This is a genomic window from Bacillaceae bacterium S4-13-56 (assembly GCA_040191315.1).
Lineage (GTDB): Bacteria > Bacillota > Bacilli > Bacillales > JAWJLM01 > JAWJLM01.
In genome coordinates this window covers 27,806-47,573 of record JAWJLM010000042.1, presented here as the reverse complement: position 1 = coordinate 47,573, position 19,768 = coordinate 27,806, and the positions used below count along the sequence as shown (strand labels likewise).

18 protein-coding genes and 2 tRNA genes are annotated in these 19,768 nt (G+C 37.9%); 2 read left to right on the top strand and 18 right to left on the bottom strand.

The window, feature by feature from the left end; all coding sequences use genetic code 11:
- Nucleotides 1-462: 462 nt before the first annotated feature.
- The 16 genes from lysS to spoIIE form a co-directional block, all read right to left on the bottom strand.
- Nucleotides 463-1,944, bottom strand: a complete 1,482-nt coding sequence (gene lysS, locus RZN25_12065) for a lysine--tRNA ligase (protein MEQ6377551.1) — start codon at nucleotides 1,942-1,944, stop codon at nucleotides 463-465.
- Nucleotides 1,945-2,404: 460 nt separating this feature from the next.
- Nucleotides 2,405-3,385, bottom strand: a complete 981-nt coding sequence (gene dusB / locus RZN25_12060; protein MEQ6377550.1) for a tRNA dihydrouridine synthase DusB — start codon at nucleotides 3,383-3,385, stop codon at nucleotides 2,405-2,407.
- Nucleotides 3,386-3,414: 29 nt separating this feature from the next.
- Nucleotides 3,415-3,621: a helix-turn-helix transcriptional regulator gene (locus RZN25_12055; GenBank protein ID MEQ6377549.1), complete on the bottom strand. Its 207-nt coding sequence runs from the start codon at nucleotides 3,619-3,621 to the stop codon at nucleotides 3,415-3,417.
- Nucleotides 3,573-4,106, bottom strand: coding sequence for a 2-amino-4-hydroxy-6-hydroxymethyldihydropteridine diphosphokinase (gene folK, locus RZN25_12050; protein MEQ6377548.1), 534 nt, complete (start codon nucleotides 4,104-4,106; stop codon nucleotides 3,573-3,575). The genes RZN25_12055 and folK overlap by 49 nt, the downstream gene beginning before the upstream one ends.
- Complete coding sequence (gene folB, locus RZN25_12045; protein ID MEQ6377547.1) at nucleotides 4,103-4,471, bottom strand: dihydroneopterin aldolase; 369 nt, start codon at nucleotides 4,469-4,471, stop codon at nucleotides 4,103-4,105. The genes folK and folB overlap by 4 nt, the downstream gene beginning before the upstream one ends.
- Before the next feature lie 4 nt (nucleotides 4,472-4,475).
- Nucleotides 4,476-5,300 (bottom strand): dihydropteroate synthase, encoded by an 825-nt coding sequence (folP, locus tag RZN25_12040; GenBank protein MEQ6377546.1) that lies wholly within the window; start codon nucleotides 5,298-5,300, stop codon nucleotides 4,476-4,478.
- 317 nt (nucleotides 5,301-5,617) lie between these two features.
- Nucleotides 5,618-6,541 (bottom strand): cysteine synthase A, encoded by a 924-nt coding sequence (gene cysK / locus RZN25_12035; protein MEQ6377545.1) that lies wholly within the window; start codon nucleotides 6,539-6,541, stop codon nucleotides 5,618-5,620.
- Nucleotides 6,542-6,626: 85 nt separating this feature from the next.
- Complete coding sequence (locus RZN25_12030; GenBank protein MEQ6377544.1) at nucleotides 6,627-7,535, bottom strand: peptidyl-prolyl cis-trans isomerase; 909 nt, start codon at nucleotides 7,533-7,535, stop codon at nucleotides 6,627-6,629.
- Between the two features lie 22 nt (nucleotides 7,536-7,557).
- Complete coding sequence (gene hslO / locus RZN25_12025) at nucleotides 7,558-8,430, bottom strand: Hsp33 family molecular chaperone HslO (protein MEQ6377543.1); 873 nt, start codon at nucleotides 8,428-8,430, stop codon at nucleotides 7,558-7,560.
- A complete protein-coding gene (locus RZN25_12020; protein MEQ6377542.1) occupies nucleotides 8,427-9,215 on the bottom strand; it encodes a type III pantothenate kinase in 789 nt (262 codons plus the stop codon). Before RZN25_12020 ends, hslO begins: the two co-directional genes overlap by 4 nt.
- Before the next feature lie 334 nt (nucleotides 9,216-9,549).
- Nucleotides 9,550-11,535, bottom strand: coding sequence for an ATP-dependent zinc metalloprotease FtsH (gene ftsH, locus RZN25_12015; protein MEQ6377541.1), 1,986 nt, complete (start codon nucleotides 11,533-11,535; stop codon nucleotides 9,550-9,552).
- 121 nt (nucleotides 11,536-11,656) lie between these two features.
- A complete protein-coding gene (gene hpt, locus RZN25_12010) occupies nucleotides 11,657-12,205 on the bottom strand; it encodes a hypoxanthine phosphoribosyltransferase (GenBank protein MEQ6377540.1) in 549 nt (182 codons plus the stop codon).
- Entirely contained in the window at nucleotides 12,206-13,618 is a 1,413-nt protein-coding gene (gene tilS / locus RZN25_12005) for a tRNA lysidine(34) synthetase TilS (protein MEQ6377539.1), read from the bottom strand.
- Between the two features lie 81 nt (nucleotides 13,619-13,699).
- The gene (locus RZN25_12000; GenBank protein MEQ6377538.1) at nucleotides 13,700-14,665 is read right to left on the bottom strand and encodes a protein kinase; all 966 of its coding nucleotides are present in this window, start codon (nucleotides 14,663-14,665) and stop codon (nucleotides 13,700-13,702) included.
- On the bottom strand, nucleotides 14,634-15,380 hold the full coding sequence (locus RZN25_11995; GenBank protein ID MEQ6377537.1) for a VWA domain-containing protein: 747 nt from the start codon (nucleotides 15,378-15,380) through the stop codon (nucleotides 14,634-14,636). The genes RZN25_12000 and RZN25_11995 overlap by 32 nt, the downstream gene beginning before the upstream one ends.
- A gap of 234 nt (nucleotides 15,381-15,614) precedes the next feature.
- Nucleotides 15,615-18,071 (bottom strand): stage II sporulation protein E, encoded by a 2,457-nt coding sequence (gene spoIIE / locus RZN25_11990; protein ID MEQ6377536.1) that lies wholly within the window; start codon nucleotides 18,069-18,071, stop codon nucleotides 15,615-15,617.
- 276 nt (nucleotides 18,072-18,347) lie between these two features.
- Here spoIIE and RZN25_11985 point away from each other — a divergent pair.
- Both RZN25_11985 and RZN25_11980 read left to right on the top strand, forming a co-directional pair.
- Nucleotides 18,348-18,424: transfer RNA gene (locus RZN25_11985), tRNA-Met, on the top strand.
- Nucleotides 18,425-18,436: 12 nt separating this feature from the next.
- Nucleotides 18,437-18,508: transfer RNA gene (locus tag RZN25_11980), tRNA-Glu, on the top strand.
- Nucleotides 18,509-18,601: 93 nt separating this feature from the next.
- Here the strand turns inward: RZN25_11980 and RZN25_11975 are convergent.
- Nucleotides 18,602-18,997, bottom strand: a complete 396-nt coding sequence (locus tag RZN25_11975) for a S1 domain-containing RNA-binding protein (protein ID MEQ6377535.1) — start codon at nucleotides 18,995-18,997, stop codon at nucleotides 18,602-18,604.
- A 223-nt stretch (nucleotides 18,998-19,220) separates the two neighbouring features.
- Nucleotides 19,221-19,670, bottom strand: coding sequence for a septum formation initiator family protein (locus RZN25_11970; GenBank protein ID MEQ6377534.1), 450 nt, complete (start codon nucleotides 19,668-19,670; stop codon nucleotides 19,221-19,223).
- Nucleotides 19,671-19,768 lie beyond the last annotated feature (98 nt).

The following is a 19,768-nucleotide window of genomic DNA, read 5'->3' as shown; positions in this document are numbered from 1 at the left end:
TAACAGGTTGTTTTGTTTAGTTTTCAAGGTTCAAATGGTGTCGCTTCAAAACGGCGACTTAATTAATATATCACAGCGAGTTACTTAAGTCAATAACTTTTTTAAAATAACTTTTGCTGTTTTGTAGCAACGTTTAATAATTTAACATGTTTAAACCACCAACGCAAGTCCTATCTCAAAAAAATAACTACTAATCTTTCCCACGAGTTTAATAATATTAAACTACCCCCACCTAAAATTCTATCGTATTTTAGTGGAGGGGGTTATGTATCAAACACACCACACTCGTTCAACTAAGCAATGGATTTTCGAGTCTCTATCTTTGTAAGGTGCGATTATTCAGGGCAAAAACTTCGAAGATCACTCGAAGAAGCTTTTTCGCTGGAGCTAGACAAATTTTATGCTTTCTTGTAAAAAAACCTATCCTAATCTAATGACTAGGATAGGTTTATATAGAGGAAATTATCTGTGTCTCATCTGAGGGAACAGTAATACATCTCTAATTGATGGTGAATTTGTTAAAAGCATAACCAAACGATCAATTCCAATCCCAAGTCCCCCAGTTGGAGGCATACCGTACTCGAGAGATTCTAAAAAGTCCTCGTCCATTTCATGAGCTTCATCATTTCCTTGTTCTTTTTCCTTCATCTGTGCTTCAAAACGCTCACGTTGGTCAATAGGGTCATTTAATTCAGAGAATGCATTCGCGTGCTCACGACCAACAATAAATAATTCAAATCGATCTGTAAATCTACTATCTTCCTTATTCATTTTTGCCAGTGGAGAGATTTCAACTGGATGGCCATAAATGAAAGTAGGTTGAATTAAGGTTTCTTCGATCTTTTGTTCAAAAAATTCGTTTACGATATGACCAAATGTCATAGTATCCTTAATCTCAATCCTATGCTCTTTTGCTAATTCCTTAGCTCTTTCATCTGACATATGCTCCCAGAAGTCTACTCCTGTTTGTTCTTTAATTGCATCTACCATATGAACTCTTTTCCACTTTGGTTCTAAGTCCACTTGATAATCACCGTAAGTTACAGTAGTAGTTCCCAAAACCTCTTTTGAGATATAAGCAATTAAATTTTCAGTAAGCTCCATAATATCATGGAAATCTAAATATGCACCATATAGCTCTAGCATGGTAAACTCAGGATTATGACGTGTGGAAACTCCCTCATTACGGAATACTCGCCCAATTTCGTATACCTTTTCAAGCCCACCAACAATTAAACGTTTCAGATGTAACTCAATAGCAATTCTCATATAAAGAGTCATATCTAGGGCATTGTGATGGGTAACAAAAGGACGAGCAGTTGCTCCTCCAGCTATAGAGTGCATCATTGGAGTTTCTACTTCTAGATATCCAACTCCATCTAAATAACGTCTCATAGACTGAATGATTTTGCTTCGAGAAACAAAGGTTTCTCTACTAGAAGGATTCGTAATTAAATCTAAATAGCGTTGACGATATCGTTGCTCAACATCCTTTAATCCATGGAATTTTTCAGGAAGAGGGCGCAAAGATTTTGTAAGAAGTGTAAATTTAGTAGCTTTAATAGATAGTTCCCCTACTTTTGTCTTAAAGACTGTTCCTGTTACACCTACAATATCTCCTAAATCAGCAGAATTAAAAATTTCATAGGCCTCTTCACCAACGGAATCTTGTCTAACATAAATTTGAATTTGACCAGATAGATCTTGAATATGAGCAAATCCCGCTTTCCCTTTTCCTCTTTTCGTCATGATTCTACCGGCTATTGTTGATTCAACATTTTTTTGCTCTAATGCTTCTTTATCTAATTCCCCATAAGTTTTTTTTAGATCACTAGATAAGTGTGTTCGATCAAACTTTGTACCAAATGGATCTTGTCCATTCTCCATCAAAGCCTTCAGTTTTTCACGACGCACCTTTATATGTTCATTTAATTCTTCCGTCATTACATTTCCCTCCAATAATCTTATTCCGTTTTATGATCTTATCCGAAGTATTAACAAGCGAATGACATTTTAGTCGCTTTTTACTAGCTTCCTGTTTTAGTTAGAAAACGTACTTCTCCTTCTTTTGGTAAACTACTCATTTACACCTAATAGGTAGGGAAAATAGATTTTCCGTCCAGTAATATTAGAAAAATTGGGCTTATCCTAAAGAGATTCTTGAAAGCAAAATTTGCTTTCTTAGAGGCTCTTACACTCTAGAGTTCAAGTCCCAATGGCGTAAGCATTAGTTTTACTTATACTATCAGTCGACTAAATTTATAAATTCTGATAGTAAACAATAAAAGCTACCAGTTGGACTGGTAGCTTCCTCATCGAATTCCCACTGTCCATAGTTACACCTTTTAAGAAGGTGACGTAGCCTATGGTTTAGTATAGGAAAGTGTTTCAATACTGTCAACGATTATGAGACCTGCTGTAGATCTTCCACATATTCATTTAATATCTGTTCTAGCCCTTCTCTAGTTGTACAGTCATTTATACGATTTCTTACATGTCCATTTCCTTTAAGCCCTTTAAGATACCATGCTGCATGTTTTCTCATTTCTAATATGGCCGTGTGTTCTCCCTTTAGATTAATGAGACGATCCATATGAAGTAGACAAACTTTCACTTTTTCGATTGGTGAGGGTTCGGGTAATAACTCTCCGCTGTCTAAGTAATGAACAGTTCGATAAATCATCCAAGGGTTTCCTAACGCTGCTCGTCCTATCATTACAGCATCTACACCCGTTTCCTCTATACGTCTTTTAGCATCTTCTGGTGTAGTGATATCACCATTCCCTATCACCGGAATAGATACCGCTTGTTTTACTTGTTTGACAATATCCCAATTCGCATAGCCTTCATACATTTGAACTCGAGTCCTTCCATGAACAGCAACAGCTTGTGCACCTGCTCGTTCTATAGCAAGAGCATTTTCAATAGCATATATATGATCCTCGTCCCACCCAGATCGCATTTTAACTGTAACTGGTTTATCTACAGCATCTACAACTGCTGAAACCATTTCATAAATTTTTTTTGGATCTAATAGCCATTTGGAACCTCCATCACTCTTCGTGATTTTTGGAACCGGACATCCCATATTGATATCGATTATATCCGCCGTTGTATTTTTATCAACAAAACGAGCAGCTTCAACCAGCGTTTCTTTTGCACCGCCAAAAATCTGCAAGCTCATTGGTTTTTCTTCTTCATCGATGGAAAGCATATTCATCGTTCTTTCATTTTTATATAAAATACCTTTATCGCTGACCATTTCTGCACAAACAAGACCTGCACCAAATTCTTTTACAGTTAACCGAAAAGCTGCATTACAAACTCCGGCCATAGGCGCTAAAACCACTTGATTCTTTATAGAAATATCTCCGATGTTAAACATTAGCATCCTCCCTTACTAGAAGGTCTTTGTTAAGATTTAGGTGTTAGTTCCTCTAAAGGAACATCAAGTACCTCTGAAATATCATTCAAAATTGAATCAGATGGTACACGGACCCCTCGTTCAATTTCTCCTAGAACCGATACTGATATATGAAGCTTCTTGGCAAATGATTGTTGGGTAAAACCTTTTAACTTTCGATAGGCACGGATCCGCCTTCCCCATTTATCCGCTTCCATAGTCGTACTCCTTTTTTCTCGATTTCAGGCAATTTCTGAACAACACTCGATATTGTATCGTGTTGATCAGGGAAAATCAATTCCGAATCAATCTCAAATAAAGGAAGAATAACAAACGCACGTTCCTTCATTCTAGGATGTGGAATTGTTAATTTCTCTGATTCCATATTCTCTTGATTATACAATAGGATGTCAAGATCAATAACACGAGGACCCCAGCGAAACAATCTTTCCCTTCCTAATTCCTTTTCAATACGAAGACATTCCTCCAATAGAGCTTCAGGGGATAAATCCGTCTCAATACTTATAACCATATTAAGAAATTGATCTTGATCTTCAAAACCTACTGGGTCTGTTTCATAAATACTAGAACATTTTAAAATATTGACAAATGAGTGGGACTTCAATCGATCGATCGCCTTCTTCAGATAGATGTCCCGTTCTCCTAAATTAGACCCTAAAGCAATGTACGCCATGTTTTTCATGGGTTGTCACGCTTCCGGTAAATATTTACTGCCACAGAGCGGTAATGACCAGGAATTGGTGGATCTGGCTTTATGACCTTAATAGTACTTGCTTCTAAAAGTGGGAAGCTGTCAAAAAGCTTCCTAGAAATTGATTCAGCTACTGCCTCTACAAGACGCTTCGCCTCTCCTTCCACCACTTCTTGAACTACTTTATAAACATGCCCATAGTCTATGCTCTTTGTCATATCATCAGACTGTCCTGCATCAGACAAATCTAACTCGAGCTCTAAATCTACAATGAAACGCTGACCTAATTTATTTTCTTCAGGAAATAAGCCATGATAACCATAGAATGATAATTCGTTCATAATAATTTTATCCATAGCACTAGTACCCCTTCCCTAACATTGCATCCATCATTTCAACCATTCTTTTGATTGGTTTAACATCATGCACTCGAACAATTTGACACCCTTTTTGTATCCCTAAACAGACCGTAGCTCCTGTTCCCTCCATTCGCTCTCCAACAGGTAAATCAAGCACATGTCCAATAAAGGATTTTCTTGAAGTTCCTAGCAAAAAAGGATAGGGGAACGTTCTTGTAAGACGATCTAGCTCTCGCATCACGATTAAATTATCTTCCATTGTTTTCGCAAACCCAATTCCAGGGTCTAGAATTATTTTGTCATCCTGGACTCCCGCCCTTTTGACAATTGAAACACTTTCCTCAAGGTCTACAATCATATCTTCAACTAAATCAGTATAATTTTTATCCTTTCGATTGTGCATCAAAATGATCGGTACGTCATTACTTGCAGCTACTTCTGCCATTTTAGGATCCCACTTTGCCCCCCATACATCATTTATAATAGATGCCCCTGCATATATAGCTTGCTTAGCAACTTCTGCTTTATATGTATCAATCGAAATAGGAACATCAGTAATTTTTCTAATTTCCTCAATAATAGGAACGACTCTTTCCAACTCTTCCTCTGCAGAAACAGGTACATGTCCAGGCCTTGTAGACTCTCCTCCAATATCTAAGATATCCGCCCCTTCATTCAGCAATTGCTGGGCATGGGTAACAGCGGCTTGCTTAGATTGATATCTGCCGCCATCGGAAAATGAATCAGGCGTAACATTAACGATTCCCATAACTAGTGTCTTTTTATTTAAATCGAAAACTCGATCTTTTATTATAAGTCTACACATAATATTCACCTCACCTTACTATTTCACCTTACTATTGTACACAAAGTAATTCTTTAAACATAATGAGAAAAGTCCTATCAAGCAAAGATATGTGCACTTGTCGGAGAAGCTAAGAAAAGTGCAAGCGCCCTTCTGAGCAAGAAAGGCACTTGTTTCTGCAAAGAAGCGCTAAGTAGCTTTCCTTCCTTAGTGCGGTTACTTGGGACAAAAACTTCGAAGATCACTCGATGAAGCTTTTTCGCTGGAGCTAGACAAATTTTATACTTTCTTGTAAAAAATCCCTTCGAATGATCGAAGGGATTACTTGAAAATAGATTTTATTCTTCTTCAAATTGATAAAGCGGGGTTGAAAGATAACGCTCTCCATTACTAGGCACAATCGCCAATACCTTTTTGCCTTTACCAAGCTGTTTCGCCACTTGAAGTGCTGCATAAATTGCTGCACCAGAAGAAATTCCACCTAAAATTCCTTCTTTTTTAGCAACTTCTCGTGCTGTTTCAAATGCTTGATCATTAGAGACCTTTAAAACTTCATCATAAATTTCAGTGTTTAATATCTTTGGAATAAAGCCAGCACCAATTCCTTGAATCTTATGAGGACCTGGGTTACCTCCAGATAATACCGGAGATGCTTCAGGCTCTACAGCGTAAATTTTAGCTTCAGGGAAGTTTTCCTTAATTACTTTACCAGCACCGGTAATTGTTCCTCCCGTACCAATTCCAGAGATAAATCCATCAAGCTGATCCATTTGCTCAACAATTTCTTTACCTGTGGTTAACTCATGCACTCTTGGATTTGCTTCATTGTTGAACTGTTGAGGCATGAAATAACCTTTTTCTTTTTGGAGCTCTTCAGCCTTACGAATGGCTCCACCCATTCCTTCGCTTCCTGGAGTTAGAACAAGCTCTGCACCGTATGCACGTAACAAGGTACGACGTTCCATACTCATTGTATCTGGCATAACTAAAACGGCACGATAACCTTTAGCCGCAGCTACCATTGCAAGGCCAATACCAGTATTCCCGCTAGTAGGTTCAACAATAGTATCTCCTGGTTTTAGCGCTCCTTTTTCCTCAGCATCTTCAATCATTGCTTTGGCAATACGGTCCTTCACAGAGCTACCTGGATTCATAAATTCTAATTTAACGTATACATCTGCACTATTATCATCGGTGACACGATTCAACTTGACTATAGGGGTATTACCAATTAAATCAATTACTGAATTTACAGCTTTCATTTCACCACTCCTAATTCCTAGTATTTTTATAGGATTTATTTTAAAATGTAAGCCATTTATATGCATTTGTCAATCGATTTGTGTATTATTTATCTCCTACAATAGTTGCGTCAGCCTCTTCCCATAATGGTTCAGCATCCAATGGTAACCGAGTTAAATCCATGGCAATTTCTCTTCGTATTTGATCCTTCACCTCTTCATAAGAAAAAGTTACAGCAGGTAATTTTCTATGAAGATATAAAATGGTTATTCCTTCATTCGTTCGAAAGGGTTTAGTGTACTCTCCTTCTTTCAGCTTTGCAGCTTCCTCATAAAAAGAAGGAGAAAAATATTGGCTTTCATCCGTGTAAAACCCTAAATAGCCTCCGTTATTCGCTGTATAAGGATCTTCTGAGTATTCCCTTGCCAACATAGCAAAGGATGCCCCGTTTTCAAGCTCTTCCCAAACTTGATTTCCCTCTTGCTGAGAGTCTACAACAATTTGAGAAAGTTGATAGGATTCATCAAAATTAAAGTATTGAGGGTCCTTATTGTAAAACTCTCTAATTTCTTCTTCTGGGACCTCTACATCCCTTGTCAGAAGTTCCTCCAAATAGTAGCGAAACAAAATATCCTTCTTCCATTGCTCTTGCCTTTGATTACGTTCTTCATCAGTAAGTATGCCTTGAACGGATTCTGCTGCAAGCAAGTCACGTTGAATTAATTTGTCGTTAATAGTAATACCCGTTTCCTCCGCTAATTGAAACACTACTTTATGGTCAATTAATTTATGAAGTATTTCTTCCCCATACTCTTTTTGAAGCGCAGACATCCATTCTTGCTCCGTTATATCTTTATCACCTACACGACCTACAACCCCATTTTCCGGTTGAATAGTTCCGTTATCATCTACTGTTGTATTATTTGGGTTTGTTCCTTGTTCCCTAGTCAATAAAGTTCCTATATTCGTTATTAAAAGGAGTGCAATAATAACGAGCAATACCCTCTGGTTCACCTGTATTTTCCTCCCTGTACCTTCAATCCATTAATTGTTTTAATTCATCTTCTGTAAAATGATAGACTTCATTACAAAAATGACAGGTGGCCTCTGCTCCCTTATCTTCTTCTATCATTTGTTTGATTTCATCATGACCTAAACTTGCAATTGCGTTCTGCAATCTTTCTTTAGAGCATCGGCACTTAAATTCAACATCCAACTTATCCAGGAAGCGAATATCACCTTCGGAAAGGAGTTCCTTTAATATCTCTTCCGGTGTAAGACCGTCTGCAATCATCGTCGAAATAGGACGGATAGTCGATAAATGCTTCTCTATTGCATCTATCGTTAGGTCAGTTGCACCAGGCATCATCTGTATAATGAATCCTCCAGCTGCTTGAATGGAGTGATCTGGGTTAACTAAAACACCAGCTCCAACTGCAGAAGGAACTTGTTCTGAAGTAACAAAATAATACGTAAAGTCTTCACTAATCTCCCCAGAAACAATCGGCACTTGTCCTGTAAAATAATCGCGTAACCCGAGGTCTTTTACCACGCTAAGAAATCCTGTTGTTCCAACGGCACGCCTTACATCTAGTTTCCCTTGTGCATTTGATTCAAAATCCACATGTGGATTTGTAACATACCCTCTTACTTCCCCTTTAGAGTTACTATCGACAACTATAGCACCTATCGGACCTCCGCCTTCAACTTTAACAGTTAATTGATCGTCCCCCTTGAGCATTGCCCCCATCATAGTTGAAATAGTCATTGTTCTTCCTAAAGCGGCAGAGGCTGTTGCCCATGTATCCTGTCTTCTCCTTGCTTCTTCCACTGTATTTGTAGACTGAATAGCATAAGCACGAACCGTTCCTTGGAAGGCGGTAGCTTTTATTAAATAATCTTGATTCATTCCTGATGCCCCTTTTCCTTTTGATTTCTGTTATAAATATGAAACAGTCCTTTCAAGGTTAAAAATGGATCGACTATTTCTATGGTCTGGGATTCATGTGAAATCAGTTTCGCTAATCCTCCTGTTGCAATAACCTTAGGATGCTTATCAACCGATTGTTTCATACGGGTAACAATACCATCCACTTGAGCAACATATCCATAAAAAATACCTGCTTGCATAGCCTCTATAGTGGAACTTCCAATAATGTTCTTAGGTTTTTGTATTTCGATTTTTGGGAGTTTGGCTGCGGCAGAATATAAAGCCTCTGTTGAAATGTTAATTCCGGGTGCAATGGCTCCTCCACAATAAGCACCTTCTTCATCAATATAACAAAAAGTAGTCGCCGTACCAAAATCAATAATAATAAAAGGAGGGGTATGCTCTTGTAAAGCACCTACAGCATTTACTATCCGATCGGCTCCTATTTCTGCAGGGTTAGGGTATTTCATATTTAGCCCTGTTTCTACATTAAAGCGACCAACTACAAAAGGCTCTATGTGAAAATACTTCTGGCACATTTTTTCTAAAGAAAACATTACCGGTGGTACTACAGATGATATAACAATTCCATCTATATCCGAAACAGATAGACCATCATAGGAAAAGAGCGAAGTAATGAGAATACCAAACTCATCCTCTGTTTTATACCGGTCTGTCTTCATTCTCCAATGATGAGTTAGTTCCCCACCCTTGAACACACCTAATACTGCATTTGTATTTCCAACATCCAATACGAATAACATATCTCCACCAACTATCTATATAATCTAACGACATCATACCACAATCCAAACACCCATAAAATGAAACAACAATCAGTGCCCCTCACTGATTGTTAGTACCCACCCAAGGGTATGCCTAAAGGCCCTTGAACCAATCGGTCATTTACGGGCAGCCACCCATGGGGGAAGATTCACCAACAAGGGATGAAAAAATTAATGTTTTATTTTCATGGGAGTTTATCCCCACACCTACCCTTTTCGTTTCACTTAAGACTTGGGGTGGGGTATCACCGCCCGTTCATGCGGGATAAAAAACCCCTTTTACCATTATTAAGGCAAAGGGGTTTTAAAGCTTTTATTCTTTTTTGTCTTCGTCATTAGAAGATGAATTTTCCTGATCATCATCTTGCTTTTTATTGATGTTCACCTTAAGATCACTTGGTTTAGATTCCTTTTTAGTATCCGCTGCTAGAATGGGATTTTCATTCTTTTTCTTCTCATCATCACTTGAGGAACGTTCAGGCATTATGCCTTTTTCAAAAAGGGATTTAATTTGTGCTGCATCCAATGTCTCAACTTCCAATAAAGTTTGAGCAATTAATTCCAGCTTATCTTTATTCTCTGTTAAGATATCTTTTGCTCTTTGGTAGCAGTCTTTAATGAAGGTTTGCATCTCTTTATCAATTTCATATGCAATTTGTTCACTGTAGTTTTGTTCATTTTGAATGTCTCGACCAAGAAAGACTTGACCCCCTCCACCATTAACAAACTGCAATGGACCAAGCTTATCACTCATTCCATATTCAGTAACCATTTTTCTTGCAATACTAGTTGCACGCTGGAAATCATTATGTGCTCCTGTACTTACCTCACCAAAAATAACTTCTTCTGCCACACGTCCTCCAAGAAGACCTGTGATTTTATCAAACAATTCAGGTTTAGTCATAAAGTAGCGATCTTCTTTAGGAAGCATAACCGCATATCCACCTGCTTGACCCCTTGGAACAATTGTTACTTTATGAACCATATCTGCATCATCCAATACCATTCCTATAACGGTATGACCGCTCTCGTGATAAGCAACTATGTTACGTTCTTTCTTAGAGATCACACGGCTCTTTTTAGCTGGACCTGCAATCACTCTGTCGATAGCTTCATCAACATGTTCCATGTTGACTTTCGTTTGATCACTTCTAGCAGCAACTAGCGCTGCTTCATTCAAAAGATTCTCTAAGTCTGCTCCAGAGAAACCTGGGGTACGAAGGGCAATCGTTTTTAAATCCACAGATTCATCGAGTGGTTTGTTTTGTGAATGTACTTTTAAAACCTCTTCGCGGCCTTTAACATCTGGACGGTCCACTGTAATTTGACGGTCAAAACGTCCTGGACGAAGTAAGGCTGGGTCCAAAATATCTGGTCGGTTTGTAGCAGCAATGATAATTATTCCTTCATTAGCTCCAAAACCATCCATCTCTACAAGTAATTGGTTAAGTGTTTGTTCACGTTCATCGTGTCCTCCACCTAGACCAGCACCACGTTGGCGACCTACGGCATCAATTTCATCTATAAAAATGATACAAGGCGCATTTTTCTTTGCATTTTCGAATAAATCACGTACACGAGAAGCCCCTACACCAACAAACATTTCAACGAAGTCTGAACCGCTTATCGAGAAGAAAGGTACTCCCGCTTCCCCTGCTACAGCTCGTGCTAATAATGTTTTACCAGTTCCTGGAGGTCCTACAAGAAGAACCCCTTTAGGAATTCTTGCACCTACAGCTGAGAATTTTCGTGGATCCTTTAAGAAATCAACGACTTCCACAAGTTCCTGCTTCTCTTCATCTGCACCTGCAACATCTTTAAACTTCGCTTTTTTCTTCTCTTCACTATAAAGCTTCGCCTTACTCTTCCCAAAGTTCATGACACGACTTCCGCCACCCTGAGCTTGGTTAAGAAGGAAGAAGAATAGGATGAAAATAATTACAAACGGTATGATCCCTGTGAAAAACGCTACCCAAGCACTCGGTTCATCCGCTTGTTCCCATTTCAATAAGCTTTGGTCCTCTGCTAGCTGTCCCACCTTAGTTAGTGTGTCAGGATTATTAGGGAGATTAGTGATAAACTGCTCCTCATCTTGCTTTAATAACCCTTGAACAACGTAGACATCATTTTTTGGCTTTATGGACATTTCTTCTATTTGTCCATTTTCTAAAGCATTCATAAATTCATTATAGTTTAGATCCTTTGTTGGATCGTTACCACCACTAAATAGACTAACGACTCCAATGACCACTAGAAAAATTAATAAGTAGAATATTGTATTTCGAAAAATTCGATTCATTTCCTACCTCCTCCCAAACAGAGAAAACTATATAAAATAATACCATAATAAAATGAAGGAATACAACTAATTGCCCTTTTAATCTATGCTTGTATATTCCTTTTTCATTCATGACTAGAATTTAATCTGACTCAACTTGATAAACCTCAGGCTTTAACACCCCTATATAAGGAAGATTTCGATAACGTTCTTGATAATCCAGTCCATAACCTACCACAAATTCATCCGGAACTTCAAAGCCAACCAAATCAGCTTTTAAATCCACGTTTCTTCCTGATGGTTTATCTAAAAGAGTAACAATTCGTATAGATTTTGCTTTACGATACTTAAATAAATCAACTAAGTAACTTAAGGTTAACCCACTATCAATAATATCTTCGATAATAAGAAGGTCTCTTCCTTCTACTTTTGTGTCCAAGTCCTTTAGTATTTTCACTTCACCTGTTGACTTCATTCCGCCTCCATAACTTGATACATCCATAAAATCCATTTCTAGGTGAGTGTCAACTCTTTTTAAGAGATCTCCCATGAATGGCATAGCACCTTTTAATACACCGATTGCTAGCGGGAATTTCCCTTCGTATTCTTCCGTAATTTGAGCTGCTAACTCTTTAATCTTTTTTTGTATTTCCTCTTCAGAAATAAGAACTTTTTCAATTTCGTTATGCATTTAATTTTCCTCCCAGGTGAGTGAAGATGTTCTGACTGTTATTCGGATCCTCGTTCCAGTTGATGAAGAATCGAACCCCTGCTCGCTTTTCCTTAGACCGATAACCCAAAGTATTTGCCCTTTATTATCCGTTAAAATTGGCCACTGATCCCTAAAAATTTTTGGGATTTTTTCATCGATAAAAAGATCTTTTATTTTCTTGTGGCCATTTAAACCTCTTACTTTCATTCGATCTCCATCTCTTCGTGTCCTAATCCATAGTGGGAGTTGAACATTATGTCCCTCACAAACAAATTCACAGACGCCTTCTTCTCCCAACTTATCACTGTATATCGATTTTACTTCCATTCCATTTGGCAGAGTTATGGTTGCCGGAGGAGTAAAAGAAATCTCAAATGGCTCTACTCCAGATTGATCAAATGAAAATAGGACATCATCATATGATTTGATAATATGTAATCCATGGGGGAAATGTATAGCACTATGAGCTTGTCCAGAATGAAGAAGATGGAGAAATTGCTCTGTGTGAATAAAGGATAAATTAACTGGATTTTGAACTTGTTCATAAAGGTAATTTAATATTAGATGAAACACTCTCCTTTGTAAAGGATTCTCAAGCTTTGTAAATTTTTTAACGGAAATCATGATTTCCTTAGTTCCTCTCACTTCCACAATTTCGTTAAATGCACTCAACGCTTGTTGAAGGAAGAAGCTTTCGTCCTCTTGGTGGTATTTATTAAAGTAATGCAAATGCTCATGTATTTTAGGGTTTTGTCTTTTTAAAAAAGGAAGGACATGATGTCTATACGCATTTCTTGTGTAATTCGTTTCAAAATTTGAGGGATCTTCTCTGAAACTTAAATGATGATTCTGACAGTATTGATAAATATCTTCCTTTGTTAATAATAAAAAAGGACGAACAATTTGACCATTCCCAAAGGGCCGAGATACTGGAATTCCTTTTAAATGAGAGGGTTCTACGGTTCGAGATAATTTCATAATAAAGGTTTCCACTTGGTCATCACCATGATGTGCCAGGGCAAGAACTGATGCTCCATATTGCTCCATTTTTTCCTGAAAAACCTTATATCTAAGATCACGCGCAGCTTGTTGAGTACCTAATTTATTATTTGCCTTGTAAGATTTTACATCCACTTTTTCTGCCTCAAAAGGTATTTTCCATTTTTTACATAACTCTTTGACAAAAAGACAATCTTCCTCTGATTCTCTGCCTCGAAGTCCATGATCAACACTAATGGCGATAATCCGAATCCCCCAAAGAGTTTGATTGGATTGAAGAAAATGTAGAAGTGCCACTGAATCTGAGCCTCCTGAAACACCAACTAAAACACAAGCGTTTCTTGGAAGCATTTGATAGGTATCAATAAGTTTAAAAACCGGATGGATATCCAATTCATTTCCTCCGTTTCAAGAATTCAATCTACTTTACTATCCTACCATTGTTATTATGTTTTCTGCAAAATCAAAGTCTGACTATCCGACCCATTGGAAGGTTAGGAAAAATGCATATAAAAAAAGAAGTACAACACCTATCCCTATGGGTTCGCCAAAGTAATTATCTCTAGATATTGCCTTTTGATGTGTTCTTACAGTAGCTGTTCCTGTTGGATAGGGCTTTTGCTTTTGTTGAGTGAGTCGCATAGTTGCTATCTCTATATCTTTTTTCATTTCCAAGGCACTTTGATATTTACCTAGTAAAGCTTTTTGAATGGCTTTTTCAAACGGCCTTAACGATTTTGACATCTTCACCCTGTTTAAAAGCGTATTCTGAGGATTGGTACCTCGATCAAACTGTCTTGTATAATAGGTGCCTATCATAACCATAGCAGCTGCAAATAAGTCATATTGTGGATCAGCTCTTCGTGATCCTAATTTCCAATATCCACGATCATAAAAAGCAGTATACTCCCGTAATGATTTGCCTATTGGAGTGGTTCCACCCAAATCAATCCACCTTAGTCTTGGTGGTGTTGATACGATAAGTAAATGTTCTGGTTTTAAGTCTCCGAATATAAATCCTGATTGGTGAAGAACATGAAGCCCTTCTAAAAGTTGAATCATCATTTCACCTAAAGCCTTGCTCCCATTCATTTGAATATACCTTGGAAGTTGGATGCCTTTGACATACTCCATAACATAAAAAGGAACAATATCCCCCTTGGGACTTGTCCAATCATCGACATCTAAAAGAGAAGGTCCAAGGAGATTCCCCTGGACCTTTTGACATTTCTTTAGAACATTGACTTCGGTAGCAATCGTGGAACTATTGTCACTGAATTTAATGGCCACAGATTTAGATTGATATTCGGCTAGATACACAATACCATTCGCTCCACTACCTAGTTCTTTCATGATTTGATAGGAACGATGATTCCATTTTCCCTTAATAACTGCTCCAGCAACCAATTTAAGATCCGAAATCTTCCATATATGGTTCATCTTTTTTCAGCAAACTCCTTAATGAGCGTTTTGTTTTATTTGAAAATTGTTCTATTGCCCCGCGCAATGCTGGCCCGGTAGGGGTAATCCCTCCACTTGATAGTTTTGGGAACACTGAGGAAATACTTTCAAGATGCGGGGTCCAATCCATAATCATCTCTAAGTCTTTCCTTCTACCTGGGAAAGAGTAGATAGAAAATTTATTTTGTCCTTCTCTCGCATTCAGACTTAAGGAAAGATCAAATAATGACTCTTGTACTGTTGGTAGTTTATTGTTCATACTAGCACTTGTATCCACTAATACAAGAACCTCCATATCGCAAGTTTCCCCAAGATCCTCAACCACTTCCATGATTTCTCCTCGCTTATCGGGTGGTAACTCATCTAAACCCTTGCTCGGACCTAATATTTGCTTCAACTCTTGATTGACAACGCCCTTAAGGGTTTGAGCCATAGCCGTCCTTGTAACCATTTGTACGGTTTCAGAAAGTGCTTGGGCATAAACGATTTGGCTAATCCCACCTCCTGATTGTGCAATCTCTTCAACTTCCTGCAAACCCTCCGGTTGTTCTGTTTGATTGTCTTCCAAAATCCCAATAACATTCACGGTAATTCCATGTTCATAAGCTAATCGTGCAACATCCGCCGGGTCTTCCCCCTTATTGGAACAACCATCTGTGATTAATAGAATCTGTTTCAACTTCCCTTTGTTCATCCTATCTTCCTCCTTTAAATTCTATCAACAGCATAGACAGAAAAAGTAGAAAGTATACCTAAGAAAAGCGCAAGCGCCCTTCGAAACAAGAAAAGCACTTGTTTCTGCGAAGTAGCTCTATGTAGCTTTCCTTACTCGGGGCAAAAACTTCGAAGATTACTCGATGATGCTTCTTCGCTGGAGCTAGACAAATTTTCTTTTTAAAAAAGAAAACCTACGGTATACCGTAGGAATCTAACTTATTTTATTAAATACCGGAATAGACGACCATTCTGGGTTATTATGATTAATTTTCGTAACAACAACTGTCATATCATCATCTATTTCTCCAGCTTTCGTTCGAATGACTTCTTCTAAAATTAAATCCGCCACTTCCTGAGGATCATTCGTTTCCATGTCTTTAATCTTTCTCTTTAGCCACATATCAACGTTTTCAACATGCTTAGGACCTTCAAAAATCCCATCGCTCATTTGGATGAGTAAATCTCCAGCTTTTAGCTGTTCACTTACAACATCCACCTCAAACTCATGAATAATTCCAATTGGTAGATTGCTTGCCTCTACTTTAATAATTTGATCTCCTCTTTTTATAAAACTTGGGGTCGAACCAATTTTTAAGAATCTAGTAAAAGCTGTTTGTAAATCTATTACTGCCAAATCTAAAGTTGAAAAAATTTCATCCGTTGTTCGTAAAGAAAGAATAGAGTTAATCGATTTAATCGCCATTTTTTCTTCAATGCCAGAATGTAAGATGCGTTGCAGGAGATATAAGGTTTCCATACTTTCCTCATGAGCTCTTTTCCCATTTCCCATCCCATCGCTAATGGCTACAGCATATTTCCCCGCACCCAGTTCCATAGTGGTATAACTATCACCAGAGATAAAGCCTCCATTTTTAGCAGCGTGAGAGACCCCCGTATCCACTGTATAAGCCTTCGCAGAACCAAAGGATAGATGGCTGTCCCCCCCTTGGAAAGGTGCAATTTCTTCATTCTTAAGTATAATCATTTCGTCTAATATGTCAGATAGCATAGGGGCAATGACCTTTTTTCCCTCTCCGTGATATTCATAAAAGCTAACAACCATTTCTATGTCGACATTCCCAGGATCTAGACTGAAAATATCTAATTGTTCAAGCTCGATTCCTGCATCATTCAAAACTCTTAAAATTTCCGCTTCTTGAACCTCATGGTTTTTCCGTTCCTTAACAATTTCTTTAGCAAATCCCTCCATGACCTCCGAAACCCCTCTTAACTGTTCAGCAACAAACTTTCGACTTTCTAACACTTGTTTTTTAAGTTTTTTATTAGCTTGGTAAAAAGACATCTCATGCTTCATGGTTTCTATGACCTTATCTGGCTTTACACAATGGCGTTCGAATTCACGCATCAGCTTTCTTTGGTTACCTAAGGTCCCCTCTTCTAAACTTTCCATAATCTCCGACATATAACCATAGGTCGTCTCAAATTTACGGGTCCAGCAAGCTTCCTTCATAAAACAAGATTGACAGGTCTTTTCCGTAACATTACTTAAAAAATAATCCTTTTCCCGCTCAATAGTTTCTTGGTTTAAGGAAGGGTCTTCTATTGTAAAACTTTTAGATAGGGCATTAAATACATCAGAGAATTGTTCCACACGATTAGCTGTGACATCTCGTATTTTTTGGATATATTGTTCTTGCTCCTTTGAATGCTCTGCTGTTCCTGGAATATACCTCGCCATTTTTTTAATTAATTCATGGGGTGTTAAAAGAAAAATGAGAACGGCAAAGAGGGATTCTAGCATTGAAGTCCCAATATGATGAGTACCCCCATCTCCATAGACCCCTATAAGTAGGGTTCCAACAAGCAAACCTATTCCAACCCCGATTTTCTTTCCTTCTTTTAACAACCCACCAAGCAGACCAGAGAATGCAAGTAAACTCATCTGATATAAAGTTGCAACATTCGATAAACTTAAAATCAAACCAGCAACGACACCAACCGTTGATCCTATAGCTGCCCCTCCAATTAAGCTAAACAGCAACACAAGGTATCGAGAAGCTACTTGTTCAATAGAAGCGTCCATTACAGACCATCCAATCAATCCGGTTAAAACAGATGCAAGCAAAATAATGATACTAACAATCTCTTCATTTTTTAATGTTTTTCGGTAACGTTTTGGTGATAATAAAGGAATACTTTGCATAAAGATAAGAACAAGGACAAAACTTAGTGTTGCTTCCGCAACAGTTAGGATCCAATCATATCCAGTCATATGATTTCCATAATAATTCCACAAGCCTCGGACGGAAGCTGAAGAAATAAAGGCAAGCACCGGTAAATGCTTCTGCTTTATAGGTAGATTCCGAACAAAATAAATGGAAAGTAACATCATAAAAAGAGATCCGCCAATCCAAATAGCTTGATCAAACCCGATCGACAACCCCCCTAATACGGTAAAGATAAAGGTAAGTCCTACCTTTTCTTTTCGTATCAGCCAAACAGAAGCTAAGAATGCAATGGCGAAGGGAGAAATACTTGTTAATATCAAGGCTCTTCCCAACAAAAACCCGATAACATAAAGTAACCAACCTTTTTCAATTAAAAGCACCCTAGAAGTACTTTCTATTTTATTCATCCACCTAGTTTTTTGAATAATTGTTCGTTCCTTCCAGGGCTGTCCTTCCACGGGCTTTACATACTCTGTCATATTAGAACCACTCCTCTTTCTCCACATTTAAACATAGAAAGAGTCTTTTTTTTGTCAAAACAAGTGGACAACCCATTAAAAGTGTTCGACTTGTTTCCGTGATATGAATAACTTTTCGTCACTATGGTCCTATTTTTTTTTACAATTTGTTGGATTAACATATTTTTTGTATGGTTATTGTGAAAATGTGTACTATCCGTCGAATGTTTGAAGTGAAAAATATATATTGACAGTTTTTCGCACCTATTGTAATATATTTTTTGTGTCTTTCATATTGGCGGTGTGGCTCAGCTGGCTAGAGCGTACGGTTCATACCCGTGAGGTCGGGGGTTCGATCCCCTCCGCCGCTACCATTTTTAGGACATGGCCCGTTGGTCAAGCGGTTAAGACACCGCCCTTTCACGGCGGTAACACGGGTTCGAATCCCGTACGGGTCATCCACATTTTTATTTTTATTTTTATATGTAAAAAAGCACCCGTGATGGGTGCTTTTTTACAATTATATGTTAAATGATTATTTAGACAGCAAGCTATCCTCTTCTCGCTCCTCTTCCTCCACGTTTTGACTCCGTGTGTTTTTTTAAGGATGTTAAACGATCTTCACTATCCTTTAAAAAGCGAGAGATTTTTTGTTCAAAGGATTCCTCACGATCCTTTTCTTTGAATGGCTTCTGGTTACGACGTCCGTAATTTTCTTTTGCCTTTTTAATGGAAAGCCCGATCTTTCCATCTTTTTCAACATTAATGACTTTCACTTCCACTTGATCCCCTACAGACAAGTGCTCATTAATGTCTTTTACATAATTGTCAGCAACTTCACTAATATGAACCAAACCAGTGACCCCGCCAGGCAACTCTATAAAAGCACCAAAGTTAGTGATTCCAGTAACCTTTCCCTGCAACTTGCTGCCTACTTCGATTGACATATAAAAATGGCTCCTCCTTAAATTTTTGGAAAAACTCGGCTTATCGTTAAAGGGATTCTTGAAAGCGTATTTTGCTATCTTAGAAGCCCTATACCCTAGAGTGCAAATCCTAATGGCGAAAGCCTTAGTTTTACTTATACTATCAACCGATTAAAGTTATAAATTCTGATAGTATGAAGAATTTCATTTATTACTATATTATAGCTAAGGTCAAAAAAAGGTGTCAATAAGATGGGTCTTCATCTGGAAGTTTGAAAATAACTTCACCTTCTTTAGAAAAGAAATAATCCCTACGGGCAATTTGGAGGACGTAATCCTCATCTTGTAACAGTTTAATTTCTTCTCTTAAGTCCTTTTGCTTGTCCACTATTTGATCTTTCTCTTTTTGAAGCTCTATTAACTCACCAACTTTTTCTTTTTTTAATGCTCGTTGATTAAAGTGATAAGATGTTAAAGAAGAAGCCATGATAAATGCAACAATACCAAACAGAGCTAATCTACGAAAAAGTCGCTTTCGCTTTTTTGAACGTCTTTCTAAATAGACGTCGTATTCCTTCATATATGGCGATTCAAGTTTAGTCACTTGTGACCTTCTACCTATACCCATTCTTGGGTCACCTCCTGTTCCTCCAGTTCGTCCACCAATTATATACTGTATTCTTTGTTTTACCATAAATTCCTGCAAATTGTTGGAACGATTTTTTAAAACTATTTGGAGTTATAGCCCAAAGAAGGGAACCGATAAGGCGTATCGGCCAGGCCAATATTTTA